At 68.1% G+C, this 13,362-nt stretch carries 12 protein-coding genes; 2 read left to right on the top strand and 10 right to left on the bottom strand.

Annotation, left to right across the window (positions count from 1 at the left end; genetic code table 11):
• Positions 1-82: 82 nt before the first annotated feature.
• The 10 genes from CH341_RS20370 to CH341_RS20325 form a co-directional block, all read right to left on the bottom strand.
• Positions 83-649: a type 1 glutamine amidotransferase domain-containing protein gene (locus tag CH341_RS20370; protein ID WP_111420816.1), complete on the bottom strand. Its 567-nt coding sequence runs from the start codon at positions 647-649 to the stop codon at positions 83-85.
• A 44-nt stretch (positions 650-693) separates the two neighbouring features.
• Positions 694-2,958 carry a xanthine dehydrogenase family protein molybdopterin-binding subunit gene (locus CH341_RS20365; RefSeq protein ID WP_111420815.1) on the bottom strand — a complete coding sequence of 755 codons (2,265 nt, stop codon included), beginning with the start codon at positions 2,956-2,958 and terminating at the stop codon, positions 694-696.
• On the bottom strand, positions 2,955-3,974 hold the full coding sequence (locus CH341_RS20360) for an FAD binding domain-containing protein (protein WP_111420814.1): 1,020 nt from the start codon (positions 3,972-3,974) through the stop codon (positions 2,955-2,957). Before CH341_RS20360 ends, CH341_RS20365 begins: the two co-directional genes overlap by 4 nt.
• Position 3,975: 1 nt before the next feature.
• A complete protein-coding gene (locus tag CH341_RS20355) occupies positions 3,976-4,617 on the bottom strand; it encodes a (2Fe-2S)-binding protein (RefSeq protein ID WP_111420813.1) in 642 nt (213 codons plus the stop codon).
• A 311-nt stretch (positions 4,618-4,928) separates the two neighbouring features.
• Positions 4,929-5,753 (bottom strand): sugar phosphate isomerase/epimerase family protein, encoded by an 825-nt coding sequence (locus CH341_RS20350; protein ID WP_111420812.1) that lies wholly within the window; start codon positions 5,751-5,753, stop codon positions 4,929-4,931.
• Positions 5,754-5,816: 63 nt separating this feature from the next.
• Positions 5,817-6,644, bottom strand: a complete 828-nt coding sequence (locus CH341_RS20345; RefSeq protein WP_170149733.1) for a sugar phosphate isomerase/epimerase family protein — start codon at positions 6,642-6,644, stop codon at positions 5,817-5,819.
• Positions 6,644-8,152, bottom strand: a complete 1,509-nt coding sequence (locus CH341_RS20340) for a tripartite tricarboxylate transporter permease (RefSeq protein ID WP_111420810.1) — start codon at positions 8,150-8,152, stop codon at positions 6,644-6,646. Before CH341_RS20340 ends, CH341_RS20345 begins: the two co-directional genes overlap by 1 nt.
• 13 nt (positions 8,153-8,165) lie before the next feature.
• Positions 8,166-8,681 (bottom strand): tripartite tricarboxylate transporter TctB family protein, encoded by a 516-nt coding sequence (locus CH341_RS20335; protein WP_111420809.1) that lies wholly within the window; start codon positions 8,679-8,681, stop codon positions 8,166-8,168.
• A gap of 67 nt (positions 8,682-8,748) precedes the next feature.
• Positions 8,749-9,753, bottom strand: a complete 1,005-nt coding sequence (locus CH341_RS20330) for a Bug family tripartite tricarboxylate transporter substrate binding protein (protein WP_111420808.1) — start codon at positions 9,751-9,753, stop codon at positions 8,749-8,751.
• 159 nt (positions 9,754-9,912) lie between these two features.
• A complete protein-coding gene (locus CH341_RS20325; RefSeq protein WP_111420807.1) occupies positions 9,913-11,343 on the bottom strand; it encodes an enolase-like domain-containing protein in 1,431 nt (476 codons plus the stop codon).
• A 197-nt stretch (positions 11,344-11,540) separates the two neighbouring features.
• Here CH341_RS20325 and CH341_RS20320 point away from each other — a divergent pair, with 197 nt between their 5' ends.
• Both CH341_RS20320 and CH341_RS20315 read left to right on the top strand, forming a co-directional pair.
• Positions 11,541-12,332, top strand: coding sequence for an ABC transporter permease (locus tag CH341_RS20320; RefSeq protein WP_111420806.1), 792 nt, complete (start codon positions 11,541-11,543; stop codon positions 12,330-12,332).
• Positions 12,333-12,455: 123 nt separating this feature from the next.
• Complete coding sequence (locus CH341_RS20315) at positions 12,456-13,247, top strand: ABC transporter ATP-binding protein (protein ID WP_111420805.1); 792 nt, start codon at positions 12,456-12,458, stop codon at positions 13,245-13,247.
• The last annotated feature ends 115 nt before the right edge of the window (positions 13,248-13,362 follow it).

Below are 13,362 nucleotides of genomic sequence, written 5' to 3'. Positions count from 1 at the left end.
CCGGAAACCGGGCCGCGCCAGATCATCGCCGTGATCGGATGATGCCTTGCTCTACCACCCGATCAGGGCAGGATTATGGACCCTACTCGGCCGCCCGCCGCTGATGCCGCCCCTCGGCGAACTCCTCGATCATCTTACGGTTGAAGGCCGGGATGTCCTGCGGCTTTCGCGACGTCACGATGCCGTTGTCGGTGACGACCTCCTGGTCCACCCACTCCGCGCCGGCATTTCGAAGATCCGTCTTCAGCGACGGCCAAGACGTCACCTTGCGGCCCTTCACGGCGCCCGCATCGATCAACATCCAGGGCCCGTGGCAGATCGCGGCGATCGGCTTTCCGGAGGTGACGAAGTGCTTGACGAACTCGACCGCCTTCGGCTCCAGCCGCAGAGCGTCCGGGTTGATCACGCCGCCCGGCAGCAGCAGCGCCTCGAACTCGTCGGGGCGGGCCGCGTCGAGGGTGCGGTCGACCGGAATCGCGTCCTTCCGGTCGTGATGGTCGTAGCCCTGGATCGATCCGCTCTTCGGTGCCACCACCTGGACGTCGGCACCCTGCTCACGCAACGCCTTCACCGGCTCGGTGAGTTCCACCTGCTCGACGCCGTCGGTCGCCAGCACGGCCACCTTGCAGCCCTTCAGATCGTTCGCCATTCGTTGTTCTCCTTCTTTGTCACCCCCCGGCCTCGTTCTCGGTCTCACAACAGATCTTCGATCCTGATCGGCAGATCGCGGATGCGCTTGCCGGTCGCGTGGTAGACGGCATTGGCGATCGCGGCCGCCGTTCCGACATTGCCGAGCTCACCCAGCCCCTTGACGCCGGCCGGGTTCACCTCCGCATCCTCCTCCGGGACCATGATCACGTCGATCCGAGGCACGTCGGCATTCACCGGGATCAGGTACTCGGAGATATTGTCGTTGACGTAGCGTGCCTCCCGCGGATCGATCTCCGTCGCCTCGTGCAGGGCCGAGCCGATGCCCCAGATCATCCCGCCCATCAGCTGGCTGTGCGCCGTACGGGGATTCAGGATCCGCCCGCCCGCGAAGGCACCGACCGCTCGGGGCACTCGCACCTCGCGGGTGCGGGCATGGACCCGCACCTCGACGAACTCGGCGCCGAGCGCGTACATGATCTTGTCGCCGTGCGGACCGCCCGTCATCGCGGCCCGCCCGGAATAGAGCTTCCGGATTCCGTCCTGCTGCACGCCGTGCGGGATGTACTCGGCATACTCCTCGAGGGCGGCCGTGCCGAGCCGTTGCATCACGTCGGCCACGCTCTCGGCGGCCCCGTCGGACGCGACAGCGCGGCCGTCCGTGAACGACAGATCCGACGGCGAGCGCCCCGCCAACGGGCCATCATTGGCCGTCGAGGCGGCCCGGACCAGCTTCTCACGAATCGCGTCGCAGGCCTTGATCACGGCCGAGCAGGTGCTCGCCGTGGTGGTCGATCCACCGGCGACCGGACCGGGCGGCAGATCGGAGTCGCCGAGCTCGACCGTCACGGCAGCCAGCGGCACGCCGAGCCGCTCCGCCGCGGTCTGGCCGATCACCGTGTAAGCGCCGGTGCCGATGTCGTGCGCCGCGACCTGCACCCGCACCTCGCCGCTCGGCAGCAGCCGCACCCGGGCCGTGGTCGCCGCCATGTGGGTCGGATAGCAGGCGGTGGCGCAACCCCAGCCGACGAGCCACTCGCCGTCCCGCATCGAACCGGGCTCGGCCGTGCGCCGCGACCAGCCGAACGCCGCCGCCGCCTCGTCGTAGCATTTCATCAGCGAGCGGGACGACCACGACTTGCCGCTCACCGTGTCCTTCGTCACATCGTTGATCCGGCGAAGCTCGACCGGATCCATGCCGAGCGCCACGGCGAGCTCGTCCATGGCGCTCTCCAGCGCGTAGACATACGGCACCACCGGCGGAGACCGCATGAAGCCCGGAGTATTGCGGTCCGCATGGACGACGTTGACCGATGTCGCGACGGTGCCGAAATCGTAGAGCCGGACCGTGTCGGACACTCCCGCGACCTTGTACGCGTCCGGCCGCGACGTGACCTCGCGGCCGTCATGCGTGTACGCCGTGATCTTGCCGTCCCGTCGCGCGCCGAGCCGGATCCGATGCTTCGTCTCCGCCCGGTAGGTCGCGATGGTGAAGCCCTGGTCGCGGCTCGCGACCAGCTTCACGGGGCGCCCCAGCCGCTTGGCCGCGAGCGCCACCAGCGGCGTCCGCGGGGTGAGCTGCGCCTTGGAGCCGAAGGCGCCGCCGATATAGGTGCTGACGACGCGCACCTTGGCAGGATCGATGCCGAGCCGCTTGGCCACGCTGTTCTTCAGGCCGTAAACGAACTGGCTCGGCTCGTGGACCGTGAGATGCTCGCCGTCCCACACGCAGGTGGTCGTGAACAGCTCGATCGGATTGTGGTGCTGGGTCGGCGTGCCGTACTCCGCGTCGACCACGACGTCCGCTGCCGAGAGCGCCGCCGCCGCGTCTCCGGCCTTCGGGAACTCCTTGCCGGCGGGCTTCTCGTCCAGCCCCGCGGCGCCGAAGCTCGCGCTCGGTGCCTCGCGCGCATACGTCGCCTTCACCTTGTAGGCGGCCTCGCGCGCAACCTCGAAGCTCTCCGCCACCACCATGGCGATGATCTGCCCGTCATGCGCGATGTCGGGGCCCAGCCCCTGCACCGATGTGGAGGCGCCGCCGCCGCCGGGGGTGTATTCCAGCGGCTTCAGCTCGCGGGTGTTCTCGGCCGTGAAGATCTCGACCACCCCCGGGACGGCGCGCGCGGCCTCCGTGTCCAGGCGGTCGAGCCGACCCTTCGCGATGGCGCTGGTGACCAGCACGGCATGCAGCGGATTCCCGACCGGCACGTCGGACGGGTAACGGGCTTCACCGGTGACCTTCAGGCGCGCGTCGAGGCGGGGCTCGGGCCGGCCCATATTGGCTTTCGGTTCGGGAGCGGCGATGCTCATGATCGGATCTCCAGCCGGGCCGCATCGAGCAGCGCGCGCACCAGCGTGCGGCGGCCGAGAGGCACCTTGTAGGCGTTGTGCTCGTGGGTTTGCGCGCCGGCGAAAGCCGCCTCGGCGGCGGCTTCCGCCGCAGCCTCGTCCAGCCGCCGTCCACGCAACGCGGCCTCGGCCTCCTTGGCCCGCCACGGCATCGTCGCGACGCCACCGAGCGCGATCCGGGCCTCGCGCACCTCACCGTCCGCGATATCGAGGGCGACTGCGGCGGAGGCGAGCGCGAACTCGTAGGACTCGCGGTCCCGCACCTTCAGATACAGCGAACGACGCGTCCACGGCGCCGACGGCACGAGGATGGCGGTGATCAGCTCGCCCGGCACGAGCTGGGTCTCGATGTTCGGGGTGGAGCCGGGCTGCTTGTGGAGCTGCTGGACGGCGATCTCACGGCGCCCTTGCGGACCGGCGATCTCCAGCGTCGCGTCCAGCGCGACCAGGGCCTGGGCGAAGTCGCCCGGATAGGTCGCGATGCACTGGTCGCTGGTGCCCAGCACGGCGTGCTTGCGGTTCATGCCGTCCAATGCGGCACAGCCGGAGCCCGGATTGCGCTTGTTGCAGGCGGCCCAGCTCACGTCGCGGAAGTAATTGCAGCGGGTGCGCTGCAGGAGATTTCCGCCGAGCGTCGCCATGTTTCGGAGCTGCTGACTGGCGGCGAGATCGAGGGTCTGCGCGATGACCGGGAAGTCGCGCCGCACCGACGGATGATCCGCGACCTGAGCCATGCGGGCGAGCGCGCCGAGCCGCAGCCCTTTGTCGTCGGTCGCGATGGCGCCGTAGCGCTCCTGCAGCGGATTGATGTCGACCACGGTCGCGGGCCGCATCACGTCGATCTTCATGAGATCGAGCAGCGTCGTGCCGCCGGCGACGAACTGGACCGGAGCTTCAACATGGCTGCCACGCGAGGCGGCCGCGGCCTGCGCCGCAGCCTCGAGCGTCTCGGCGCGCTGGTAGATGAATGGTTGCATGTCAGGCCCCCATCTCGGACTTGGCCTGATTGATCGCGGCCACGATGTTGGGGTAGGCCGCGCACCGACAGAGGTTGCCGCTCATGTATTCGCGGATCTGGGCGTCGTCCTTCGCGTGGCCCTCCTGCACGCAAGCGACGGCAGAGAGAATTTGCCCCGGCGTGCAGTATCCGCACTGAAAGGCGTCGTGATCGACGAAGGCCTGCTGCATCGGATGCAGGCTGCCGTCCGGTCTTGCGAGCCCTTCGATGGTGGTGACGGCACGGCCTTCCGCCATGACCGCCAGGGTGAGGCAGGACAGCACCCGGGTGCCGTCGAGCAGCACCGTGCAGGCGCCGCACTGGCCCTGGTCGCAGCCCTTCTTGGTGCCGGTGAGACCGACCTCCTCGCGCAAGACGTCGAGCAGGGTCGTCCGCGAATCGAGGGCGAGACGATGATCCTGCCCGTTGATGCGCAGCTTGACATCCAGGGGCCTGCGGACATCCGGCGCGGCCGCGACGGCGGGTTGAGCTGCGGCCGACGCAGCACCCAGCAGCGGCACCGCGGCACCGCAGGCGCCGGCGCCCAGGAAAGATCGCCGATCGAGGCCGGGTGCAGCCGGGGACGAGCGCCCCTCGGGGCGCGCGGAATGGTCGGGGGTCATGGAAGCTCCGTCGCGTTGTGTCTGGAACGTGCACCGGCCCGGCGGGCACTCGTTCCGTAGAACGCGTCAAAGCTTCAGGGGTTCGGGTTTGTACCTTTCACCACCCGCGTCGCAACGGCGGCGGGATCATACCATTCCTGGTCACTCCTCACGGTGAGGAGCGCTCCGAAGGAGCGCGTCTCGAACCATGAGGCCGAGGCACTCCGAGAGCCGGTCCGTGGCCGCCCTCGCCCGTCGAGACGCCCACCATGCGGGCTCTTCAGGGGGAGGACGGAACAGCAGGACGAGATCGCGGCAGCTCCGCCTCCCTATCAGCAAGCCGTGGAAAAGCGCTCCAGGCAGGTCTTCAGCACCTCGTCTCCGGGCTTCTTCCACCAGTCCTCGGACGAGAAAATCTCGACCTCGTGATAGCCAGTGAAGCCGGCGTCCTCGATCATCCGGGCGACGGCCGGGAGATCGATCACGCCGTCGCCCATCATGCCGCGGTCGAGCAGCATGTCCTTGGTCGGGATCAGCCAGTCGCAGATGTGGTAGGCGAAGATGCGGTTCTCGCGGCCGGCCCGGGCGATCTGATTGGCGAGGTCCGAATCCCACCAGACGTGGTAGGCGTCGATCGCCACGCCGACGTCCGGCCCGAGCCGCTCGCACAGGTCCAACGCCTGGCCGAGCGTGTTCACGCAGGCGCGGTCTCCCGCATACATCGGGTGCAGCGGCTCGATGGCGAGCGGCACCTTGGCGGCGCGGGCGTGCGGCAGGATCGCCGCCATGCCCTCGGCCACCATCTCGCGCGCTGCGACGATGTCGCGCGAGCCCTTGGGCAGGCCGCCCACCACCAGAACGAGACATTCGGCCCCGATGGTCGCCGCCTCGTCGAGGGCGCGGCGATTGTCGTCGATCGCCGCCTGCCGGCCGGCCGCGTCGGGCTCAGGAAACATGCCGCCCCGGCAGTAGCCGGTGACGTCCATGCCGTGGTCCTTGATGACTTTCGCGGACTCGCTGAGGCCGAAAGCCGCGACCTGATCACGCCAGGGATCGATGGCCCTGATGCCGTGACGAGCACAGGCTTCGACGGCCTCCCCGAGGTTCCACTGCTGGCGCACGGTGGCGAGATTGATCGACAGGCCTTTGTTGGGCATGGCTGGTCCTGGAGTGTTCTTCTGCGAGGAAACGAGGCGACCGGGCCTGCCGGCCGGGCGCCGTCAGGGAATGGCTTCGAGAAGGGCGCGAACATAGCCGATGGCGCGGGCCGCGCAGGCGGGGCCGTCCGGCTCGTAGACGAAGGGCTCGATGCCGACCACGTCGCGCCAGCCAACCTCGCGTAGCGCCGTGACGATCGGCGCGAACTCGAGGTCGCCCTCGCCGGGGCCGCGACGGTTCGGATCGTTGAAATGGACGTGGCCGATCAGGCCGGTCGGGATCCAGTGCCGGATCAGATCCGGGATCGACCGGGCCTCGGTGACGGCCGAGGACGAGCAGTCGATCATGGTCCTGAGCGCCGGATTGCCGACCGCCTCCACGATCGCGGCGGCCTCCTCGACCGTGTTGATGCAGTTGGTCTGCCGCTTCGACAGAGGCTCGATGCAATAGACGACGCCTGCGGCTGCGGCCGTATCGGCGACTGCGGCGAAAGCGTCGGCGGCGCGCTTCAACCCGTCGGCCTCGGCGCCGGGGTCGAGCCTTCGCTGGTCGGGCGAGCCGTGGATCAACACGCCGGCACCGACATCGTGCGCCAGCTCACACAGGCGCCGCATCACTTCTATGCTACGCCCGCGCAGGCCCGCATCGGCCGTGGTGATGGAGAGTCCCGCCGGCGCCCGCATCAGATAGTGCAGTCCGGTGATCGCGACCCCGGCGTCCGCCGCGGCGCGCCGCATGGCGGCCCGTTCGGCCGCCGGCAGCAGATGCGGCTGCTCCGACACCGTGAAGGGCGCGACCTCCAGCCCGTCGTAGCCGACCGCCGCGGAAAAGTCGCACTGCCGCTCGAACGGCAGCGCGGCGATCACCTCGTTGCAGAGCGCGATCCGCATCACGCCTTCTTCCAGTTGAACACGCGCGCGGCGCCACGTTGCACGGCCGGAATAGCGCTGATGATGACCAGCGCGGTGGTGATCCACAGCACGGCACTGATCGGTCGGAAGAAGAACGGCGTGAAATCACCGTCGGACAGCACCAAAGCGCGGCGCAGGCTCTTGTCGAGGATGTCGCCCAGGATAAGGCCGAGCACCAGCGGCGCCATCGGGTACTTCATCTCGCGCAAGATGAAGCCGAGGACGCCGAAGAACAGAGTGACATAGATGTCGAACAGACGCAGCGTGATGGCGTAGGGCCCGATGACGCAGAGCACGAACACCACCGGCATCAGTCGTTCACGCGGCACCTTGAGGATCTTCAGCAGCGGCCTCGTGAGCAGGATGCCGAAGACACCCATGGCGATGGTCGCGAGCACCACCATCCAGACGACCTGGAAGACGAAGTCCGGGCTCTCGATCATGATCATCGGGCCGGGCCGCAGGCCGTGGATCAGCATGGCGGCGAGCAGCACGGCGGCCGGCGCCGAGCCCGGCACGGCGAGTGTCAGCGCCGGGATGATGGCCCCCGGGATGGCGGCGTTGTTGCCGGTCTCGGCGGCGCACAGGCCCTCCTTCGAGCCCTTGCCGAACAGCTCCCTCTCCTTGCTGGCGCGGCGCGCCGCCGCATAGGAGATCCAGGCGCCGATGTCCTCGCCGACGCCCGGGATGATGCCGACCGCGGTGCCGATCAGGCCGGAGCGGACGACCGTCCGCCGGTAGTCCCAGAGATCCTTCCATCGGGGGATCACGTGATCGACCACGCTGGTCGCCATCTCGGCGGCGCGGTTGCGCATCACGGTGAGGATCTCGGCGACCCCGAAGGTGCCGACCAGCGCCGGAATCAGCGCTATGCCGCCGGAGAGCTCCGACCAGCCGAAGACGAAGCGCTCCTCGGCGTGGATGCCCTCCTGCCCGATCATGGCGACGAACAGGCCGAGGAAGCCGGCGATCCACCCCTTCAGCGCGTCGTCGAACGAGCACATCTGCCCGGCGATGACGACGCCGAAGATGGCGAGCCAGAAATACTCGTAGGACTGGAAGTCCAGCGCGATCTCGGCGAGTGCCGGTGCGATGAGGGCGAGGAAGAAGACGCCGATGAAGGTGCCGATCATCGACGAGGTGGTGGCCAGCCCCATCGCCTCGCCGGCGCGACCCTGCTTGGCGAGCGGAAAGCCGTCGAGCGTCGTGGCGGCATTGGCCGGGGTGCCGGGGATGTTCAGCAGGATGGCCGAGCGCGAGCCGCCGTAGATGGCGCCGACATAGCAGGAGATCAGCACCAGGATCGCCTGCTCGGGCACCATCTTGTAGGTCAGCGTCGTCAGCAGCGCGACGCCCATGGTGGCGGTGAGGCCCGGCAGCGCCCCGATGGTGATGCCGACCAGCGTGGCCCAGCAGACGTTGAACAGCGTCGTGAAGTTGGCGAACGTCTGGAACGCGTCGAAGAGGTGACCCAGTCCCTCGAACATGATGTATCGCTTTCTAAGGCAGGCGGACCAGGAACAGGGTCTCGAACAGGTAGGGGATGGCGACCGCCGCCAGGAACCCGATCGCGGCCGCGATGCCGAGCTTGCGGGCGCGCGAGGCCCACGCCTCGTCCCACTCCCATTCGAACGAGACGATGAAGGTGAAGACGAACAGCCCGGTGGCGAACCAGAACGGCGTGTGGCCGACCAGCCCGACGGAGTAGACGAGGCACAGGGTCGAGCACAGCACCAGGCGACGCCAGGCGGCGCGGCGCTGCTCCGGCGTGTCGTCGTCGAGCGGCAGCTGCGGCCCGAAGGCGCCGGCGAAGGCCGAGCGCAGCGCCAGGACGGTCCCGAGGAGCGCGATCAGGATGCCGAGCATGCCGGGCACCAGGCCGGGCGCCGTCCACGGATTGATGTTTCGCTCCTCGAGCCGGGGCATCCCCCACGACTCGACGAACGCCGCGACGCCGAGCACCACCAGGATCACCCCGGTGATCAGATCGGCACGGGCGAGAGGTCTGGTGTGCATTGGTCCTCGCAGAGCTCGACGAAAAGAAGCGGGCCGGGCCGAGGCCCGACCCGCGCAGACGATCAGGTCACGGACGCGGAATGCCGACGGTCGAGGGCTCGACCTTGGCTTCCTTGCGGTCCCACAGGCCCCAGGCCAGCGCCTGGACGGACGGCATGGCGGCCTTCTGGGCCTCCTCGCCCGACACCACCGACACGATGGCGCCGCGCGACTGGGCGTACTTCTTCAGCGCTTCGGAATTCGCCATCTTGTCCTTCCAGATCGCCTCGAGGGTCTTCACGACCTCGTCGGGAACGCCTTTCGGAACGAAGATGCCGAAGTAGTCGTCGGCGACCCGCATGTTGGGAAGCAGCGTGACGATGGCCGGGATTTCCGGCACGCCGTCGATGATCAAGGGCCGGCTGCTGACCACGGCGAGCGGCCGGATGCGCTTGGCACGGATCATCTCGGCCTGCTCGACGGCGAGCTGGGTGGTCACCTGGGTCTCGCCGCCGGCCGTGGCGATCACGGACGGATTGCCGCCGTCATAGGTGACCTGACGGGCCTGCACTCCGGCCGCCTGCTGGAGCGCGCCGAGGGCGTTGCCACCCGACGAGTTGATGCCGGCGGTGGCGACCGTCACGCCGTTCGGCTTCTCCTTCATCGCCTTGATGAGGTCGTCGAGGGTCTTGTAGGGCGTCGACGCGTTCACGCCGACGACCGAGGCGTTGATGATGCCGAGGAAGAGGTGAAAGTCGGAGAGCTTGGTGTTGAGGAGCCCGGTGACCGAGTAGGTCCCCATGTCCTTGGCCGCGCCCGACGTCCAGGTGTAGCCGTCCTTGGGGGCCTCGAGGGCCGACTTGGTTCCGATCGAGCCCGACGCGCCGGGCTGATTGACGATCACCAAAGTCTGGCCGATCTCGCCTTCGATCTCCTTCGCGAGGAGACGAACGACCTGGTCGGTCGAGCCGCCGGCGCCCCACGGCACCACCACGGTGATCGGCTTGGTCGGCTTCCACGGATAGTTCTGAGCGTCGGCGGCTCCGGTGAGAGCCAGCACGGCCGCTGCAGCCGCGAGTAGAGCTCGTTTCATTCGTGATCTCCCTTGGTCATCGTCAGGTCTGCGTTGATGGCGCGCTTCTGCCGGCGCGCTGCGAGGGTCTCTGCACCGGCCCGAATTGCGGGGCTCGGGGGCGGCCGGCGAGAGCAGCGAGAGCAGAACGTCAGGGGTTCGATATCATCACAGCATCACTCATACCGCCATGGGTCGCATCGACGCCCAATCCGGCTCGGCGCCCAGCGCGAGGCCCGGGGCCTTACCGAGGGAGGCGAGCGAGACGGCGCCGTTCCGGATGGCCAGACGCGCGCGCCCGTCGGAGCGGGAATAGAGGTCCGGATGCGCCGCGAGAAAGCGCGCCTGCTCGTGCTCGGGGGCGCCGGCCATGCCGTCGACATAGTGATGGCCGTTGCGCTCCACGTGGGTGACGCCCACCAGGGTCGCGAGCGCCAGGTCCTGCTGCACGGCGATGCCGGCCTGGGTGGTGAGATCCTCGGCCGACATGAAGCACCGCGCGACGCCCTGCGCCCCCGCTGTCGCATTCCAGTGGTCGACGCGAGCGCGGTTGAGGAGGGCCCGATAGAAGCCCTTGCAGGACTTGGCCGAGATCCCGCGATAGCCGAGCGCATGCGCCTTCGGGAAGACGTCGAGGTCGCTGTCGGATTCGTCGACCTCCACCGGAACGAGCCCGGCGAGCGCATGGACGGGCTCGGCGAGCGCGCGAGCGCGACCGATCGGCTGCTCGACGTGGAGTGTCGACGCGACGAGACGGGCGAGGCGAGGCTCCTCTTTCATGCGACGCCACAGCGCCACCACGGCCTCGACCGTGTCGTACTGCTCGTTGCCGTCGAGCGTCACGACATAGGGCTCCGGGATATGGTCGATCACCGCTGCGATGCCCGCGAGCCGCGCGATGTCGGCGGCCGCGTCACCCGACACCTTCAGCTTGAAGTGACGATGTCCGTAGGTCTCGACGACCTCCTCGAGGCTTTCCGGCAGACCGTCGTCGAGGCGGTGGCCGACCGTCTCCGCCCGTGTGAGCGCGTCGACCATCCCGACCGTGTGTCGGACGTAGATCGACGGCGCCGGCGTGAGACCTGAAAGGAACCGGTCGAGGTCGAAGCCGGCGAGATCGGGCGCGGCCTGGCTGGTGAGCCCGATGCGGTTCGAGGATACCAGATCGCACGCGGGCGCGGCTTCAAGACGCGCCAGCGCATCGAGAACGGCGCGCTCGATCTCGGCAAGTCCGAAGGACGCGACTAGACCATTCAGCTTTGCTGCAGTGCACGCGTCACGATGCGCCGGCTCGACGGCCAGCGACAGGCCGTACGGCGTATTCTCGCCGACCGCGAGAAAATGATCACGGGCAATGGCCAGTGATCGACGAAGCTGGTCGAAATTCTGCTCGTTCGTCAGATCCTGAGACTTGTCGAACCATTTAGGAACCAGGAGCTGGGCAGCGACGCCCTCTCCCTCCCGCCCGTCCGCCAGCCGAATGCGCACGCGAGTGAACGCCTGCGGCGCCTCCCGCAGGGTGACGACGCCGAAGCGGAACGGAAGCCGCAGCCTGACCGGCCGCTCGAAGAAGCTCGCCTCGACCAGCCGAAGACGCGGCGCTACGCTCATGCTCGTCCCCGTCCCGCCCGGTGGCGGTCCGCGTCCTGGGGCCGTGCCTCCTGTGCACGTGCAGCAAACGTGCGGTAGAAGCACCGACGACTTGACCCTCTCACGAGCAGCTCCCTACAAGACTTATAACCGAATGGTTACATCCGCGACGATGGCGTCGCAAGGTCTCCCAGCCGAGACGAGTGACGAGGTCGGCCATGCGAGGACTGCAGATGATCGTCGGGGCGCCCTGGCTGAAACCTTTGATTTTTCTCGTCCTGCTGATCGTGCTCTGGGATTTTACGATCCGTATTTTCCACATACCTCCCTACCAGGTACCAGCCCCCGTCGACGTCATGGTGACACTGTGGCAGGAGTGGCCGCGTTTGCTCTCGGAGGCGGTGCCGACCACGATCGCGACGGTCTACGGCTTCCTCCTGTCCGCCGCGTTCGGCATCCCGGTCGCCATGCTGATCGCGAGCTCGCGAACGGTGGAGAGCTACGTCTATCCGCTGCTGGTGTTCTCGCAGTCGATCCCGAAGGTCGCCATCGCGCCGCTGTTCGTGGTGTGGTTCGGGTTCGGCATGCTGCCGAAAGTGCTGGCCGCCTTCCTGCTCGGCTTCTTCCCCGTGGTCGTGTCCGCCGTGCAGGGCTTCAAGTCGGTCGAGCCCGAGCTTCTGGATCTCGCACGGTCCATGGAAGCGAGCCGGCTCCAGATTTTCCGGATGGTGAGCCTGCCCTATGCGATGCCGGCCATCTTCTCCGGATTGAAGGTGTCGATCACGCTGGCCGTGGTGGGCGCCGTGGTCGGCGAGTTCGTCGGCTCGAATTCGGGGATCGGCTATGTTCTCCAGCGCAGCATCGGCAATTTCGAGCTGCCGACGATGTTCGCCGCCCTGGTCGTCCTCGCGATGATCGGCGTGATCCTGTTCTGGATCCTCGACCTGATCGAGCGCCTGGTGATCCCCTGGCACGCCAGCCAGCGCCAGGACCTGCTGGTCGCCGCGTGATCGCGCCGAGACACCCGGGAGGCCCATCGTGAACCATCCGTCGCCGCCGCTCGCCGCTTCGTTCCCTCATGCCTCGGCGCACGAGGTCGCGGCCAACGACATCTTCGCGAGGTCGGGTGTCTGATGCTCGCCCCCGACCAGGCTCCGGTCCCGCGTGCGATGATCGAGATCACGCGCGTCGCCAAGACCTACCGGACGAAGGACGGCGATGTGCCGTCATTGCGTCCGATCGACCTGTCGATCGCGGACGGCGAGTTCGTGGTCGTCGTCGGCCCGTCCGGTTGCGGCAAGACGACGCTGCTGCGCATGATCGCCGGCTTGATGGCGCCGAGCGAAGGCCGGATCCGAGTGGGCGACCGCGTGGTAATGAAGCCGCACAGCGATGTCGGCATCGTGTTCCAGTCGGCGCTGCTGCTGCCCTGGCGCACCGTGCTGGCGAACGTGATGATGCCGGTCGAGGTGAAGCGGCTGCCGCGCGCCGAATACCTGCCGCGCGCCGAGGCCCTGCTGTCGATGGCGGGACTGGCCGGTTTCGAGAGCAAGCATCCCTGGCAACTCTCGGGCGGCATGCAGCAGCGCGTCGCGATCTGCCGGGCGCTGGTGCACGATCCGAAGATTCTCCTGATGGACGAGCCGTTCGGCGCGCTCGACGCGATGACGCGCGAGCGCATGAACGCCGAGCTTCAGCGCATTCAGCTCGAGACGAAGAAGACCGCCTTCCTCATCACCCACTCGATCCCGGAGGCCGTGTTCCTGGCCGACCGCATCGTCGTGCTGTCGGAACGCCCAGGCAGCATCGCCGCGATCTACGAGGTGCCGATCCCGCGGCCGCGCAAGCTCGACGTGCTCGGCAGCCCCGAGTTCGTCCGGCTGACCCAGACCATCCGGGCGCATTTCAAGGCGCTGATCGATTGATCGCTGAACCGAGCCGCACCCACAGACCCCGTCATGGCCGGGCTCGTCCCGGCCATCCACGTCTGCCGTTGCGCGGCCTCCGGCCGCTTCGTGGATGCCCGGCACAAGGCCGGGC

Origin of the sequence: Rhodoplanes roseus, from assembly GCF_003258865.1 — a bacterium.
Lineage (GTDB): Bacteria > Pseudomonadota > Alphaproteobacteria > Rhizobiales > Xanthobacteraceae > Rhodoplanes > Rhodoplanes roseus.
This window is presented reverse-complemented; position numbering and strand designations above follow the sequence as displayed.